This is a genomic window from Polynucleobacter sp. AP-Sanab-80-C2, assembly GCF_035012965.1.
Taxonomy (GTDB): domain Bacteria; phylum Pseudomonadota; class Gammaproteobacteria; order Burkholderiales; family Burkholderiaceae; genus Polynucleobacter.
The window spans coordinates 111,693-128,131 of the sequence record NZ_JAYGQS010000006.1 but is presented as its reverse complement, the minus strand read 5'-3'; the positions used below and the strand labels follow the sequence as shown (position 1 = coordinate 128,131).

11 protein-coding genes are annotated in these 16,439 nt (G+C 47.7%); 7 read left to right on the top strand and 4 right to left on the bottom strand.

Features of this window, described 5'->3' with window-relative positions:
* Positions 1–68 precede the first annotated feature (68 nt).
* Entirely contained in the window at positions 69–2,894 is a 2,826-nt protein-coding gene (gene polA / locus VC178_RS10260) for a DNA polymerase I (protein ID WP_323482457.1), read from the bottom strand.
* Between the two features lie 81 nt (positions 2,895–2,975).
* Here polA and VC178_RS10255 point away from each other — a divergent pair, with 81 nt between their 5' ends.
* The 3 genes from VC178_RS10255 to VC178_RS10245 are packed head-to-tail and all read left to right on the top strand — an operon-like array spanning position 2,976 to position 5,163.
* Positions 2,976–3,389 (top strand): hypothetical protein, encoded by a 414-nt coding sequence (locus tag VC178_RS10255; protein ID WP_215318774.1) that lies wholly within the window; start codon positions 2,976–2,978, stop codon positions 3,387–3,389.
* A 26-nt stretch (positions 3,390–3,415) separates the two neighbouring features.
* Positions 3,416–4,393 (top strand): homoserine kinase, encoded by a 978-nt coding sequence (locus tag VC178_RS10250; protein ID WP_323482456.1) that lies wholly within the window; start codon positions 3,416–3,418, stop codon positions 4,391–4,393.
* Positions 4,390–5,163, top strand: a complete 774-nt coding sequence (locus VC178_RS10245; protein WP_323482455.1) for a BPSS1780 family membrane protein — start codon at positions 4,390–4,392, stop codon at positions 5,161–5,163. Before VC178_RS10250 ends, VC178_RS10245 begins: the two co-directional genes overlap by 4 nt.
* A 34-nt stretch (positions 5,164–5,197) precedes the next feature.
* On the opposite strand, the gene VC178_RS10240 is transcribed toward VC178_RS10245, so the two are convergent.
* Positions 5,198–7,561, bottom strand: coding sequence for a UvrD-helicase domain-containing protein (locus tag VC178_RS10240; protein WP_323482454.1), 2,364 nt, complete (start codon positions 7,559–7,561; stop codon positions 5,198–5,200).
* Between the two features lie 24 nt (positions 7,562–7,585).
* Between VC178_RS10240 and VC178_RS10235 the strand changes: the two genes are divergently transcribed.
* A complete protein-coding gene (locus VC178_RS10235; protein WP_323482453.1) occupies positions 7,586–10,477 on the top strand; it encodes a valine--tRNA ligase in 2,892 nt (963 codons plus the stop codon).
* A 14-nt stretch (positions 10,478–10,491) separates the two neighbouring features.
* Positions 10,492–11,376 (top strand): UTP--glucose-1-phosphate uridylyltransferase GalU, encoded by an 885-nt coding sequence (gene galU / locus VC178_RS10230; RefSeq protein WP_216178311.1) that lies wholly within the window; start codon positions 10,492–10,494, stop codon positions 11,374–11,376.
* A gap of 15 nt (positions 11,377–11,391) precedes the next feature.
* Here the strand turns inward: galU and VC178_RS10225 are convergent, their stop codons facing one another.
* Positions 11,392–11,619 (bottom strand): sulfurtransferase TusA family protein, encoded by a 228-nt coding sequence (locus VC178_RS10225; protein WP_215320936.1) that lies wholly within the window; start codon positions 11,617–11,619, stop codon positions 11,392–11,394.
* Between the two features lie 14 nt (positions 11,620–11,633).
* Positions 11,634–14,258: an alanine--tRNA ligase gene (gene alaS, locus VC178_RS10220; protein ID WP_323482452.1), complete on the bottom strand. Its 2,625-nt coding sequence runs from the start codon at positions 14,256–14,258 to the stop codon at positions 11,634–11,636.
* 131 nt (positions 14,259–14,389) lie between these two features.
* On the opposite strand from alaS, the gene VC178_RS10215 reads away from it, so the two are divergent.
* Together VC178_RS10215 and VC178_RS10210 are read left to right on the top strand one after the other, a co-directional pair.
* The gene (locus tag VC178_RS10215; protein ID WP_215295713.1) at positions 14,390–14,851 is read left to right on the top strand and encodes a tripartite tricarboxylate transporter TctB family protein; all 462 of its coding nucleotides are present in this window, start codon (positions 14,390–14,392) and stop codon (positions 14,849–14,851) included.
* Positions 14,852–14,870: 19 nt separating this feature from the next.
* Positions 14,871–16,373: a tripartite tricarboxylate transporter permease gene (locus VC178_RS10210; RefSeq protein ID WP_215295714.1), complete on the top strand. Its 1,503-nt coding sequence runs from the start codon at positions 14,871–14,873 to the stop codon at positions 16,371–16,373.
* Positions 16,374–16,439 lie beyond the last annotated feature (66 nt).

Genomic DNA, 16,439 nt, shown 5'->3' with positions numbered 1-16,439 from the left:
AAAATTTCTTCTACTATTCAGTGTCTTATTGCTCATCGTGTTTATCTCCTAGCTATTTACTAACGCTACTAATGCGCCTCTTCCCAATTATCGCCAATCCCAATACTAACGACCAATGGCACCTTCAATTGAGCCACATTGCACATCAAATCCGGTAACTTTTCCTGCAACAGATCGATTTCATTCAAGGGAACGTCAAATACCAACTCATCATGCACCTGTAATAGCAGCTTCGTCTTAAGTTGTTGCTTTTCAAGCCAGTCTTCCACGGCAATCATGGCAAGCTTAATCAGGTCGGCAGCCGTTCCTTGCATCGGTGCATTAATCGCAGCACGCTCAGCACCCTGACGACGCGGACCATTGGAGCCTTTAATTTCCGGCAACCAGAGGCGTCTACCAAAAACAGTTTCTACATAACCATTTTCTCGAGCCTCTAGGCGAGTACGCTCCATATATTGCGCCACCCCAGGATAACGATCAAAGTACTTTGCAATATAGTTTTGCGCTGCTGAACGCTCAATCCCCAGATTGCCTGCTAAACCAAAAGCGCTCATGCCATAGATCAGGCCAAAGTTAATGACCTTGGCATAACGACGTTGCTCTGAATTGACATCATCTAGCGGGATACCAAAAATTTCTGCGGCAGTGGCTTGGTGTACATCTTTGCCATCACGAAAGGCTGCCAAGAGATTTTCGTCTTCCGCAATATGTGCCATGATGCGCAGCTCAATTTGAGAATAGTCGGCTGATAACAATTTGCAGCCCTCAGCCGCTATAAAGGCTTCGCGTATGCGACGACCCTCTTCTGTGCGCACCGGAATGTTTTGCAAGTTTGGATCACTCGATGCCAAACGCCCGGTGACTGCCGTTGCTTGCGAAAAGTTGGTGTGGACGCGCCCTGTTTTAGGGTCAGCCATGCGCGGTAGCTTTTCAATATAGGTCGACATTAGCTTGGCTAAGCTACGATAGTCCAAGATACGCGCCGGTAATGGATAGTCCTCCGCCAATTTCTGCAAAACTTCCTCGTCGGTTGACGGTGCGCCTGATGGCGTCTTCTTAATCACTGGCAGTTCCAGTTGTACAAAGAGGATTTCAGCAATTTGCTTGGGTGATTGAATATTGAATGGCTGCCCCGCCAGTTGATGAATCTCACCCTCCAGTTCCAAAAGGCGCTTGCCAACTTGCTGACCCTGTTTACCCAATAAAGCAGAATCGATTCGTATGCCATTACGCTCCATGATTCCCAGAACTCGCATGGCAGGCATCTCGATCTTTTCATACACATAGAGCAGGCCCGGACTTTCCTGGATCTGTGGCCAAAGCTCGTGGTGCAGGCGCAAGGTAATGTCCGCATCCTCTGCCGCATATTCAGTAGCAATCTTCAGATCGACATGGTCAAAGCCAATTTGATGAACCCCTTTGCCACACACCTCTTCATAGCGGATCGTTTTCATCCCTAAGTGGCGTTCAGCCAAACTATCCATATTGTGCGGAAGGTGTGACTCCAGCACATACGACTCGAGCAGAGTATCAAATGTAATGCCGCCTAAAGTAATTCCATAGTTTGCAAAAATATGCGCGTCATACTTTAAGTTTTGCCCTACCTTGAAATGACTCGCACTCTCTAGCCAAGGTTTTAATTTAGCAAGCACAGCATCTCGATTAAGTTGTACTTCACCATTACGATGCGCAACTGGAATGTAACAAGCTTCACCTGGCTTTACTGATAAAGAAATCCCAACCAACTCTGCAGCCAATGCATCTAGGCTGGTTGTTTCTGTATCGACCGCAGTCAGTTGCGCGCTTGCAATTTTTTTCAACCACTTTTCTAAAGCAAGGTCATCAGTGACACACTCGTAGTGACGCTCAATTGCATCCTGAAGATCTGTCGTGTCTTGCGAGAGCGCTTTAGTGGGGGCAGTGGCAATAGCTCGTGATTTTTTAGAGTCATTTTCTGCGCTGGTATTGGTGATGGGCGTACCCACCAAATCAAAGGCAGCGGGCTCAGAACTATCATTTCCTAGGCTGGTGAGCTGCTTTTCAACATCACGCAACCAAGTCTTAAAGGCATAGCGTTCGAATAGTTCCCGAAGCAAAGCAGCATCTTCTGACTTCGCATGCAAATCATCTAAGCCTGGCAAATGAGGAGATAAATCACAATCCGTTTTGACGGTGATGAGTTGTCGTGCTTGTGGCAACCACTCTAAAGAAGCGCGAAGATTTTCACCCACTACACCTTTGACTTGATCAGCGTTGGCCATCAAATTATCGAGATTGCCAAACTCTGCTAACCATTTGTTCGCAGTTTTGGGGCCTGCTTTAGGAACGCCTGGCACGTTATCCACTGCATCGCCAATGATGGATAAGTAGTCGACGATGAGTTCAGGAGGTACACCAAACTTTTCCTTTACCCCTTCGATGTCCAGCTTTTCATTGGTCATCGTGTTAATAAGTGTGACAGAGGGATTGACTAACTGGGCTAGATCTTTATCACCAGTAGAGATAATCGTTTCCCAACCTGCTTGGGTTGCTTGGCAAGCTAAAGTACCGATCACATCATCCGCCTCAACGCCTGACACCATCAATACCGGCCAACCTAAAGCTTTGACCATCGCATGAATCGGTTCAATTTGCCTCACCAAATCCTCGGGCATGGGAGAGCGATGGGCTTTGTACTCGGCATACATTTCATCTCGGAACGTCTTGCCCTTGGCGTCAAAGACGCAGGCGATATGGTCAGCCTTGAGCTCAGATCTAGCCCGGCGCATCATATTGACCATGCCATAGATGGCGCCAGTAGGCTCCCCAGCCCCGTTTCTAAGGTCTGGCATGGCATGAAAGGCGCGATACAGGTAGCTAGAACCGTCTACCAACAAGAGTCTATGTTTAGTCATACCGCAATCGTACAATCTAGTTATGAATTGCCTACAGGTCTGGTTAAAGAACCACCCGAGAGTAGGCCAAAAAAGGTGAAAATGATGCATGCTCTAACAAACTTAATTAGCCATAACCTCAGCCAAAGCCCTGCTTTAATCAGCTTTTTGCTAGCTTTTAGCCTATTTGGAGCAGGATCGGCATTAGCTCAGAATACCAGCCAAGCCCTCAGCCAATCTGAGCTCAACCGAATCAACAACCAGCCGCTTGCTCCTGCGGTGAGTCCAGGGGGAGTCTTGGGTAGCCCAGAAAGTCGCAAACCCAGTTTTCAGCACAAAGAGTCTACTGGTACTGAAATCATTGAGTACAAAGACGCTAACAGCCCAACTCAAGTGCAAGTGAAAACCAAATACACCACTTATGAGATGTCTCCACCTGACTCTGTTATGCCTGGACCCCCATCTGGTGAAGGCGGTCTCTTAAGCGTACCTAGTATTAGCATTCCCATTAAGTAAAGAATTGAAAGCATAGTTACTGCTTTATGGCTGTATTCACACCTATTGAATTGAGTGAGATCTCTCCTTGGATTTCTCAACATTTCAATATTGGTGAAGCCACCGATATTCGCGGCATTCATGGTGGGATTGAAAATTCCAATTTCTTTTTAGATACGATCCAAAATGGTAGAAAGCAAGAATACGTTCTCACTATTTTTGAAAGATTGTCCGCCGAGCAACTCCCCTACTACTTAGAGTTAATGCGCCACTTGGCAAACAAGGGCATCCCAGTACCCAAGCCAATTGAAAATCATCAGGGAGAAATTCTTTTCTCTCTAAAAGGTAAGCCTGCAGCCATCGTCAGTAAATTACCGGGCGTATCTAGACTGCAACCCGCAGCAAAACACTGCGCCCTGGTTGGTGAGATGTTAGCCAAGATGCATTTAGCTGGCAAAGATTTTCCTCATTCACAAGAAAATCTGCGGAGCCTTGGCTGGTGGCAACAAACCATTCCTTTAGTGTTGCCGCATGTCAATTCATCCCAAAAAGGTTTGCTGACAAATGAACTTGCTACGCAAGAAGCATTTTTTGCTTCCAGCAACTACGATGCACTTCCACAAGGTGCCAGCCATTGCGATCTCTTTAGAGATAACGTGCTCTTCGATCCCAATAGCAGCAACGATCCTCACGAGGATCAACTCGGTGGTTTCTTTGATTTTTATTTCGCCGGTACCGATAAGTGGTTATTTGATCTTGCTGTGACCGTAAATGATTGGTGTCTAGCTGACAATAAACAAGATCTTGACCTGACGCGCTGTGATGCCCTGCTGCAAGCCTATCAAGCTATACGCCCCCTCACCAAAGAAGAGCAAGCTAGCTGGCCCCTCATGATGCGCGCTGCGGCACTGCGTTTCTGGGTCTCTCGCCTCTGGGATTTTTATTTACCGCGCAATGCGCAGATGCTCACCCCTCACGACCCAAGTCACTTTGAACGCATTCTTCTCAGCCGTCGCTCCTTATGAAACTAAACACTGTCGCCCCAAAAGAGGGTTATACCTGGATCAGACAAGGGATTTGGCTTTTTAAGCAAAATCCCTTGGGCTTTTTAATGCTGGTCTTTATGTATATCTTCGCCGCACAACTCGCCGTCATCATCCCGGTGATTGGGGTGTTTGCAGTATTGCTTTTAACGCCCACTTTGTCAGTTGGTTTCATGACAGCTTGTCGCCAAGCAATTCAAAAGGAGCGTATTCGTCCTACTGTGTATTTGGTAGCACTTCAATCAGGAGAACTGATTCGTAAACGGATACTGCAGTTGGGATTAATTTATGCGGCTCTAATCTTATTACTCAGCTTTGTCTTAAGTCTCTTAGTCGATTTTGAAATGCTCATACCTCTCTTGACGAGTGACACCGTCATTACGCCCGAAGCACTGCGTCAAATCTATTTAGTACTTTTGTTTGGCGCTATCTTATATATCCCTATAGCGATGTTGATGTGGTTTTCCCCTGTCTTAGTGGCTTGGGCAGATATGTCGGTTTCTCAAGCGCTTTTTTCTAGTTGGCTTGCCTGTTGGACAAATAAAGGAGCTTTCTTTTTCTACCTCTCCATTTGGAGTGTCGTGTTGATTGCCATTCCTTTGACGATTGGCATACTGTTTGATGCCTTAGATTTTGGTCAAGCGGCATCCTTCCTCGTGGCCCCCATTTCTATGGCAGGCCTAACACTCATGCACTGCTCTTTCTATGCCACCTGGAAAGCGTGCTTCACTGAAGATGAAGTCATTCTGTAGGTTTTATAAACTTCGTTTTACAGACTAAGATTCATCAATCAATCGCAGCAAGCTTGGCAATACTGAGTTGTAACCACTTCACACCGTGACGCTTAAAGCTCACTTGCGCACGAGCATCTGCATCAACGCCCTCTAAACCAGTCACGCGACCTTCACCAAATTTAGTGTGAAATACATTCTGTCCAATCTTAAATGGATAATCTCCACGCGGCGGTGATGCTAAGCGCTTCACTTCCATTGAAGCTGAGCCTACCCGCTTCACAGGTCGCCGTTGATCGTTGCCGGAATCAAAGAAATCATTAGACTCATATTCACGTTGACGGGTATAGCCGTCTTGCCAAGTCGAGCCTGATCTGGAGCTACCGCCCCAGCGCGCATCTTTTGCTTTAGGCGTTAACCATTTCAGTGAGTCAGAGGGTAGCTCCTCTAAAAAACGGGAGGGCATGTTGTAACGTACCTGACCATGCAACATTCGCGATTGGGTGTGAGACAAATATAAGCGCTCTTTAGCACGAGTAATTGCCACATACATCAAACGACGCTCTTCTTCGAGACCATTGTGCTCGTTAATGCTGTTCTCATGAGGGAACAAGCCTTCCTCAAGACCGGTAATAAAGACCGAGGTGAACTCTAAGCCTTTGGCAGAGTGCACTGTCATCAATTGCACCGCATCTTGACCTGCTTGAGCTTGGTTATCACCTGCCTCTAATGAAGCATGAGATAAAAACGCAGCCAAGGGAGAAATATCTACAACACCAGGCGCATTTTCACCGGGTAGCATCGCAGCGGCAGCATCTTGACCATAGCCTTCTTCCGCAATGAAGGCAGTAGCGGCGTTGATTAATTCTTGTAAGTTTTCAACACGATCTTGTCCTTCGCGTTCAGATAAATAATGTTGAATCAAGCCACTGTGCTGGATCACAAACTCCACCGTTTCAGGCAGGGTGTTATGACGGGTTGCTTCGCGCATATGATCGACTAAGCGAATGAAACCACCCAAGGAAGCGCCGGCCTTACCTTCAAGAGACGAAGCGGCCAAATACAAAGAACATTGCTGCGCTCTTGCCGCATCTTGTAAGGCTTCAATCGATCTTGCACCAATTCCCCTGGTTGGGAAATTCACCACCCGAGAAAATGAGGTGTCATCGTTCGGATTCTCAAGCAAGCGGAGATAAGCGAGTGCATGTTTAATTTCAGCGCGCTCGAAGAAGCGTAGACCACCATAAACTCGATAAGGAATCGCTGCCGAGAACAAAGCGTGCTCAATAATGCGTGACTGTGCATTACTTCGATACAGCAATGCTACCTCTGTACGCTTGATCCCGCTATTGATCAGCGCCTTGATTTCATCTACCAACCATGCGGCTTCAGCATGATCGCTGGGGGCTTCATAAATACGGACTGGCTCGCCATGTCCTGCATCAGTCCGCAGATTTTTACCAAGACGCTCAGAGTTATTTGCAATCAGGTGATTCGCAGTATCGAGAATGTGGCCGTGTGAGCGATAGTTTTGCTCGAGCTTGACCAATAAAGGGTGAAATTGCTTTTCATAGAGGCGCATGTTCTCGACATCGGCACCACGGAAGGCATAGATACTTTGATCATCGTCACCCACCGCAAAGACAGAACTACTACCCATGCCACTCACATTGACTCGACTAGCATCATGTCCGGAGAGCAATTTAAGCCAAGCGTATTGCAAGGCGTTGGTATCTTGAAACTCATCAATCAAGATGTGACGAAAACGTTCTTGATAATGCGTACGAATAGGTTCGCTATGCTTTAGTAATTCATAGCTACGTAAGAGTAGTTCCGCAAAATCAACCACACCCTCACGCTGACACTGCTCATCATAAGCGGCATAGAGCTGCGCCATCTTCGCCTGAAAGTCATCGCCTACCGATAAATCCTTGGCGCGTTGACCGCGCTCTTTGGCATGCGCAATGAAATACTGCAATTGCTTGGGTGGATACTTTTCATCATCTACCTTTAAGCCCTTCAAAAGACGCTTAATCGCTGAAAGTTGATCTTGGGTATCCAATATCTGGAAGGTGGACGGCAAGCCCGCTTCTTTATGGTGAGCTCGTAATAAACGGTTACAAAGACCATGGAAGGTGCCAATCCACATTCCCCGAGTATTGATGGGCAACATGGCGCTCAAACGCACCATCATCTCTTTAGCTGCTTTATTCGTAAAGGTAACTGCCAGCACACCAATGGGAGAAACCTGACCGGTCTGGATCAACCAAGCTATACGGGTTGTCAGTACACGCGTCTTACCGCTACCAGCGCCAGCCAAAATTAAGGCTGATTGGGCTTGGCCATCTGGGCTAACAGGCGGGAGGGTCACTGCCTCGCGCTGTTCTGGATTGAGGTTCGCGAGCAAGTCTGAGTACATCAGCCCAATTATAATTTGCCTCTTATGCCAAACGCCTCAAATACCCCTAATTCACCAGTAGCCGGTTCAGTTGACGAACTGGCCAAATCCTATGAACCCGCCCCAATCGAAGCTTACTGGGGACCAGAGTGGGAACGCCGAGGCATTGCTGATGCCAGCATGGATGAGGGCAAAGACAATTTTTCGATTCAGCTGCCACCACCCAATGTGACCGGCACCCTGCATATGGGTCATGCCTTTAACCAAACCATCATGGATGGCTTGGTGCGTCATGCCCGCATGTCTGGCAACAATACCTTGTGGGTTCCAGGAACCGACCATGCTGGTATTGCCACTCAAATTGTTGTTGAACGGCAACTCGATGCGCAAAAAGTGTCACGCCACGACTTAGGTCGCGAGAAGTTTTTAGAAAAGGTATGGGAGTGGAAAGAAACTTCTGGTAACACCATCACTCGTCAAATTCGTCGCCTCGGTGCTTCGATTGATTGGGGAAAAGAATATTTCACGATGGACAGCAAAATGTCCAAAGCAGTGGTTGAAGTGTTTGTGCGCCTCCATGAACAAGGTTTAATTTATCGCGGCAAGCGTTTGGTGAACTGGGATCCTGTATTGGGAACGGCAGTCTCCGATTTAGAGGTGGTGAGTGAAGAAGAAGATGGCTCCATGTGGCACATCCACTATCCCTTGGCTGATGGCTCAGGCCGCTTGACCGTTGCTACTACCCGCCCAGAAACCTTACTAGGTGACGTAGCAGTCATGATCAACCCAGAAGATGAACGCTACAAACACCTCATTGGCAAATCAGTGAATTTGCCTTTATGTGATCGTCAAATTCCGATTATTGCCGATGACTATGTAGATTTGAACTTTGGTACTGGTGTAGTGAAGGTTACTCCAGCGCATGACTTTAATGACTACGCAGTTGGACAACGTCACCAATTACCGCTCATCAACATCTTCACCTTGGATGCCAAGATTAATGAGAATGCTCCTGCCGCCTATCAAGGCATGGAGCGCTTTGCTGCTCGTAAACAAATCGTGGCCGATTTAGATGCTGCTGGTTTATTAGAAAAAGTTCAGCCACATAAACTGATGGTGCCCCGTGGTGATCGCACCCAAACCATTATTGAGCCCATGCTCACTGACCAGTGGTTTGTGGCGATGTCTAAACCCAGTCCAGATAACCAATATCAACCTGGCTCATCGATTGCCGGTGCTGCATTGGATGCGGTAACCAAAGGTGATATCAAACTGGTTCCAGAAAACTGGATTAATACTTACACCCAGTGGTTAGCCAATATTCAAGACTGGTGTATCTCTCGCCAACTCTGGTGGGGCCATCAAATCCCGGCTTGGTATGGTGATGATGGACAGATTTTTGTGGCACGCTCAGAAGATGAGGCCAAAGCGAAGGCTGCTGCTGCAGGCTACACAGGCAAACTCAATCGCGATGCAGATGTGTTGGATACCTGGTTTAGCTCCGCCCTTGTGCCCTTTAGTTCACTAGGCTGGCCAGAAGAAACAGCTGCTCTCAATCACTTCTTGCCATCATCCGTATTAGTAACTGGCTTTGACATCATCTTCTTTTGGGTGGCGCGCATGGTCATGATGACTTGCCACTTCACCGGCAAGGTGCCTTTCCATACCGTCTATGTTCATGGCTTAGTGCGTGATGCAGAAGGTCAAAAGATGAGTAAGTCCAAAGGCAACACTTTGGATCCAATTGATTTGATCGATGGCATCCAGATTGAAGACCTAATAGGTAAGCGCACTACAGGCCTCATGAATCCCAAGCAAGCAGAAAGCATTAGCAAGAAAACCAAGAAAGAGTTTCCGGAAGGTATTCCAGCATTTGGTACTGATGCTTTACGTTTTACTTTTGCATCCCTTGCCTCGCTCGGTCGCAACATTAACTTTGACCAGAAGCGCTGCGAAGGCTATCGCAACTTCTGTAACAAGCTTTGGAATGCAACGCGTTTTGTACTGATGAACTGCCCTGGTGGTGATGAAGACAATGGCTTAGCGCCTTGTGATAACCAATGCGGCCCAGAAGGCTATTTAGATTTCTCACCAGCAGACCGCTGGATTGTGTCCCAACTACAGAGAACGGAAGCCGAGGTAGCAAAAGGCTTCCAGAACTATCGCTTTGACAATATTGCTAGCAGCATCTATCAATTTGTCTGGGATGAGTATTGCGATTGGTACCTAGAGCTTGCCAAGGTACAACTCCAAACCGGCACACCAGCGCAGCAACGCGCAACTCGTCGGACCTTGCTACGCGTGCTAGAAACCATCTTGCGTATGGCGCATCCACTCATTCCGTTTATCACTGAAACACTTTGGCAAACCGTTGGACCAAAGTCTGGCAAGGAATTAGCAAAACAAAGTCAGCAAACCATCGCCTTGCAACCCTACCCTGTTGCTCAGCCTGAAAAGATTGATGAGCAAAGTGAAGCGTGGGTTGCCCAAGTGAAAGCGATTGTGGATGCCTGCAGAAATCTTCGCGGCGAAATGCAGGTACCCCCAGGGCAAAAAGTGCCGCTGTGGATTTATGGTCCAGAAGTCTTCTTACAAAAAGCGACTCCTTACTTACTCGCATTAGCCAAGCTCGCTGAAGTCAAAATCTATAGCGATGAATCCGCCCTCGAAAAAGATGCGCCTGGCGCACCAATTGCATTGGTTGGCGATATCAAGCTCTTACTCAAAATCGAAGTGGACGTGGCGGCTGAGCGTATTCGACTTGGTAAGGAAATTGAACGCCTTGCTAATGAAATCACTAAAGCCCGCGGTAAATTGGGAAATGAAAGCTTTGTGGCTCGCGCCCCTGCCGAGGTTGTGGCCCAAGAAAAACAGCGCCTTGCTGGATTTGAACAAAATCATGAGAAGCTTGTTGCACAATTAGAGCGTCTTCAATAAAGATCGGATATCCCATGCCATTGACTACTAAAGCCGTTACAAAAGCCGTCTTCCCTGTTGCCGGTCTTGGTACCCGTTTCTTGCCAGCCACCAAGGCAAGCCCAAAAGAGATGCTCAATGTGGTCGACAAGCCACTGATTCAATACGCAGTAGAAGAAGCGATTGCCGCTGGCATTACTGAAATGATTTTTGTCACTGGTCGCAGCAAGCGTGCCATTGAAGATCACTTTGATAAAGCGTATGAGCTCGAAGCAGAGCTCGAGGCTAAAAATAAACAAGCGCTACTAGACATCGTGCGTAACGTGAAACCTAGCCATGTTGACTGCGTATACGTCCGTCAACCTGAAGCACTAGGTTTAGGTCATGCCGTATTGTGTGCAGAAAAACTCGTTCGGGATGAACCCTTCGCTATCATTTTGGCTGATGACTTATTAGATGGTCAGCCTCCAGTCCTCAAGCAAATGCTCAAAGTCTTTAATGAGCAAAACGGCTCTGTCATTGCAGTTGAAAAAATTGATCCAGCAAAAAGTAGTTCTTATGGCATCGTCGCCGGCTCAGAAGTGGCCAAGGGCATCTACCGCCTCAATGGCATTGTCGAAAAGCCTCAACCTCAAGATGCGCCTTCCAACCTCGCTGTGGTTGGTCGTTATGTGCTCTCCTCAGAAATCTTTAAACACATCCGCAATCTCAAGCCTGGCGCTGGTGGCGAGATCCAACTCACCGATGCGATTGCAACCTTGCTTAAGGAAGAGCCAGTATTTGCTTATGAATATGATGGCGTACGTTATGACTGCGGTAGCAAGTTGGGCTATCTCAAAGCGTCGGTGGAATTTGCATTGCGCCACCCGGAGGTCTCTGCTGATTTTGCAGCCTACTTAAAGAGTCGCTCTTTAACTTAAGACTGCTTGCCTTGCTTATCTTCTCTTTAAGAAGAACACCAAGACATCACCTTCAGTACTGCTAGCAATCAGCTCATTGCCCGTTTGCTTCGCAAAGGCTGGAAAATCTCTCGCCGCTCCTGAATCAGTTGCCTTGATCTTTAAGACTTCACCAGACTGCATTGTTGCCAATGCTTTCTTGGTGCGCAAAATCGGCAGTGGGCAGTTCATGCCAATCGCATCCACTTCTGCATTAAATGCAATGCTTGCTACATCATTCATTTGCTAGCCACCCAATCTTTAACACCTTCTAAAGCAGCACCAAGCTTAGTAGGATCGTTACCGCCAGCCATAGCCATCTCTGGCTTACCGCCACCTTTGCCGCCTACCTGCTGCGCAACAAAGTTCACGAGATCACCAGCTTTCACTTTGCCAATCGAATCTGCAGTCACACCAGCAATCAAGCTGACCTTATCGCCTTGCACAGAAGCCAAGACAATCGCAGCCGTTTTGAGTTTGGCTTTTAGTGCGTCCATAGTTTCGCGAAGAACCCCTGCATCGGCGCCGTCTAATCTAGCAGCCAATACTTTTAAGCCATTGACGTCAATAGCCTGACCAGCTAGCTCATCGCCTTGGCTAGCGGCTAATTTGGAATTGACTTTTTCTAATTCGCGCTCAGCCTGACGCAAGCTATCTTGCAGTTGCGCAACCCGATTCACTAAATCGCCAGGATGGGTTTTGAGGATGGCTGCAGCCTCGTTGATTTTGTCTTCAAGGCCTTGCAAGAAGTGGAGTGCATTACTACCGGTCACCGCCTCAACTCGACGAATACCAGCAGCAACCCCGCCTTCAGAAACAATCTTCAAACTACCGATATCGCCAGTACGTGACACGTGAGTACCGCCACACAATTCTTTAGAGCTACCGATTTCTAAAACACGGACTTCATCGCCATACTTCTCACCAAAGAGCATCATGGCACCAGTCTTTTGGGCATCGTCTAAAGACATGACTTTTCCAGAGGTGGCTGTATTCGCCAAGATCTCTGCATTCACAATATCTTCAATACGACGAATCTGTTCAGCCGTTATAGGAGCATTGTGCGTAAAGTCAAAACGGGTTTTAGTTGCATCGACTAAGGAACCTTTTTGTTGCACATGATCGCCCAAGACTTCACGCAGAGCTTTGTGCAAAATATGGGTTGCACTGTGATTACGCATCGTATCGGTTCTTTGCTGTACATCGACCAAGGCATTGAGTGCATCACCTACTTTAAGCTCGCCCTCGAGCACCTCACCTTGATGACCGAATACGTCAGCTTGAATCTTGAAGGTGTCATCTACTGAAAAACGGACAGACTCATTGCGAAGCTCGCCCTGATCACCGACCTGACCACCAGATTCAGCGTAGAAAGGGGTATTGTCTAAAACGATTACCGCAGCATCGCCTGCTTGTACTGAGGTAACTTCAGAGCCATCGATGTATAGCGCAGTCACTTTGGAGCCCTCGTGTTTCAAGGAATCGTAGCCATGAAACTGCGTCGGCTTGCCTTTGTAATCCAAACCTTGAGCCACTTTGAACTTGCCGGCTGCTCTGGCTTGATCACGCTGCTTTTGCATAGCGACTTCAAAACCTTCGGCGTCTACTGTCACACCACGTTCGCGACAAACGTCTGCTGTTAAATCTAATGGGAAACCAAATGTGTCGTGCAAGCGGAAAGCGGTTTCACCGTCAACCACTTTAGCGCCACCCGCTAATGCACCATCCAAAATTTCCATGCCATTGGCAATCGTTTGGAAGAAGCGTTCTTCTTCTTGCTTGAGTACCTCACTCACCTTATCTTGCGCAGCACGCAACTCTGGATAGGCCTCGCCCATCTCTTTTACGAGTGCAGGGACTAGTTGATAGAAGAATGGTTTACGTGCCCCTAACTTATAGCCATGCCGAATCGCACGACGTGCAATACGACGCAAGACATAACCACGTCCTGCATTACCGGGAATCACACCATCCACCACAATAAAACTACAAGCCCGAATATGGTCAGCAATGACTTTTAATGAAGGACTTTCCGCATCACAGTTCTCGCCGCCAGCAGCGTCTACCGCTTCCTTGGACGCCTTGAGTAGGTTGACGAAGAGGTCAATTTCATAATTAGAATGCACGTGTTGCAAGACGGCAGCAATGCGCTCAAGGCCCATACCCGTATCGACGCTAGGCTTAGGCAATGGATGCATGACGCCTGCCTCATCGCGATTGAACTGCATGAACACGTTGTTCCAAATTTCGATAAAACGATCGCCATCTTCCTCTGGACTGCCAGGAGGGCCACCTGGAATGTGATCACCGTGATCATAAAAAATTTCAGTACAAGGTCCGCAAGGGCCGGTGTCACCCATCATCCAGAAATTATCGGAAGCGTAACGCGCCCCTTTGTTATCCCCAATCCGAATAATGCGATCTGCAGGAACACCAATTTGGTCTTTCCAAATGGCATAGGCTTCGTCATCTTCTGCATAGACAGTAACTAACAGTCTATCTTTTGGCAGCCTAAATACTTGGGTCAATAAATCCCAAGCAAATTGAATCGCATCTTTTTTGAAATAGTCTCCAAATGAGAAATTACCCAACATTTCAAAAAAGGTATGGTGGCGGGCGGTATAGCCCACGTTATCCAAGTCATTGTGTTTTCCACCCGCCCGAATGCACTTTTGCGCTGTCGTGGCACGATGATAGGAGCGCTTATCAAAGCCCAAAAACACGTCCTTAAACTGGTTCATGCCTGCATTCGTAAATAGCAGGGTAGGATCATCCCCAGGCACTACCGGGCTGGAAGTGACGATTTGGTGGCCTTTTTCGGCAAAGAAATCCAGGTAAGCCTGGCGAATTTGGGAGACTTTCATGTCAATAATTATCGCATTGGCACTAGCCTAGGGCAAAAGCTAGGCAATATGCCCTCGTCCTGCCTTACAATCCCACAACATTAATATAAATCGGCACCTTAGCAATTAAGTCGACATACAAGGAGAGCAACTTGAAAATTCGCAATCAACGGGATTTTGGGGCGGGGGTCATGTATATGGTCATCGGCCTCTTCTTTACCATTGTGGCTAGAAATTACCCCATGGGAACTGCCGCCAAAATGGGTCCTGGCTACTTCCCCTTCTACTTGGGCATATTGATGATTTTGCTAGGTTTACTGGTCGCCGTTAAAGCATTCAACGCAAAAGCTGCCATCGAATCCATTCCGAAATTCAACTGGAAGATCATTGCTCAAATTACGGGTGCGGTTGTCTTGTACGGACTTTTGCTTCCAAGAATGGGCTTCTTAGTTGCCGTAGTGGTTTTGGTATTCGTATCTGCCAGTGCCAGCAAAGAATTCACCTGGAAAGGCACTGCTATTAATGCAGCATTCTTAGTGACTTTCACTTATTCCGTGTTTGTAGTGGGCTTGAAACTTCAGTTCCCACTCCTGCCTGTCTTCCTACAACAATAACGAAACGGGACTCTGAAAAATGGATTTATTTGCTAACTTAGGTCTCGGTTTTGAAACCGCATTTACCTTACAGAATCTTTTGTACTGCCTGATTGGCTGTATCTTAGGAACCCTCATTGGTGTTTTGCCTGGACTTGGTCCGATCGCTACGATTGCGATGCTCTTGCCAGCAACGTATGCCTTGCCTCCCATTGCCGCATTGATCATGTTGGCCGGCATTTACTACGGCTCACAATATGGAGGCTCAACCACTGCGATTTTGCTCAACATCCCGGGGGAGACGTCCTCGGTGGTGACGGCGATTGACGGCTACCAAATGGCCCGCAATGGCCGAGCAGGTGTTGCCTTGTTTACCGCTGGCATGGGTTCATTCTTTGCGGGTTGCGTCGCAACTTTGGTGTTGGCTGCTTTTGCTGCGCCACTCTCACAGCTTGCCTTTAAGTTTGGACCTGCTGAATACTTCTCCCTCATGGTCTTGGGTTTAATTGGTGCCGTGGTATTGGCATCCGGATCTTTGATCAAGGCAATCGGCATGATCGTGCTTGGTCTATTGATGGGCTTGATTGGTACTGACGTGAACTCTGGTGTATCGCGCTATGCGTTTGATATTCCTGAATTGAGTGACGGTATTGGCTTTGTGGCAGTTGCTATGGGCGTATTTGGCTTCGCTGAAATCATGGGTAACCTTGAAAAAACAGGTGATGACGAAGGCTTCCTTAATAAGCTCACGAGTATGGTCCCCACCAAGACTGATGTGAAGCGCATGATTCCATCGATCTTGCGCGGTACAACGATTGGTTCGATCTTAGGCATTCTGCCCGGTGGTGGCGCAGCTCTAGCCGCATTCGGTGCTTACTCTGTCGAGAAAAAATCTTCCAAGTACAGCCATGAGTTTGGTAAAGGTGCGATTGAGGGTGTTGCTGGTCCAGAAGCAGCAAATAACGCAGCTGCTCAAACCTCCTTCATTCCATTGCTCACATTAGGCATTCCACCAAATGCGGTGATGGCCTTGATGGTTGGTGCGATGACAATTCATAACATTCAACCAGGTCCACAAGTAATGACCAGCAACCCAGCTTTGTTCTGGGGTCTGATTGCATCCATGTGGATTGGTAACGTGATGCTGATTCTCTTGAACTTGCCTTTGATTGGTATCTGGGTAAAGCTCTTGAAAATTCCTTATCGCTTCCTCTACCCAGCGATCTTGGTTTTCTGCTGTATCGGTGTATATACCGTGAACAATACGGTGTTTGACGTGTATGTCACGGCAGGCTTTGGCTTGATTGGCTACCTCTTCTTCAAACTTGGTTGCGAACCTCCTCCATTACTCTTGGGCTTTGTGCTTGGACCGATGATGGAAGAGAATTTCCGTCGTGCGCTACTCTTGTCGCGCGGTGATTTCACAACCTTTGTCACTCGCCCACTCTCCTTAGGATTGCTCATTGCAGCAGCCCTCTTAGTCGTGATCGTGGCTTTGCCAGCAGTGAAGAAGACCCGCGAAGAGGCATTCGTCGAAGACTGATTGTCTTAGACCTTACAGAAACGAGCCCGCAGCAGTTTGCGGGCTTTTTCTTTATGGTGCGGGGGT

Coding starts and splice junctions, on each gene's coding strand:
- VC178_RS10255 (WP_215318774.1), top strand. CDS start 2,976: ATGATGCATGCTCTAACAAACTTAATTAGCCATAACCTCAGCCAAAGC.
- alaS (WP_323482452.1), bottom strand. CDS start 14,258: ATGAAAGTCTCCCAAATTCGCCAGGCTTACCTGGATTTCTTTGCCGAA.
- VC178_RS10210 (WP_215295714.1), top strand. CDS start 14,871: ATGGATTTATTTGCTAACTTAGGTCTCGGTTTTGAAACCGCATTTACC.
- VC178_RS10235 (WP_323482453.1), top strand. CDS start 7,586: ATGCCAAACGCCTCAAATACCCCTAATTCACCAGTAGCCGGTTCAGTT.
- polA (WP_323482457.1), bottom strand. CDS start 2,894: ATGACTAAACATAGACTCTTGTTGGTAGACGGTTCTAGCTACCTGTAT.
- galU (WP_216178311.1), top strand. CDS start 10,492: ATGCCATTGACTACTAAAGCCGTTACAAAAGCCGTCTTCCCTGTTGCC.
- VC178_RS10240 (WP_323482454.1), bottom strand. CDS start 7,561: ATGTACTCAGACTTGCTCGCGAACCTCAATCCAGAACAGCGCGAGGCA.
- VC178_RS10250 (WP_323482456.1), top strand. CDS start 3,416: ATGGCTGTATTCACACCTATTGAATTGAGTGAGATCTCTCCTTGGATT.
- VC178_RS10245 (WP_323482455.1), top strand. CDS start 4,390: ATGAAACTAAACACTGTCGCCCCAAAAGAGGGTTATACCTGGATCAGA.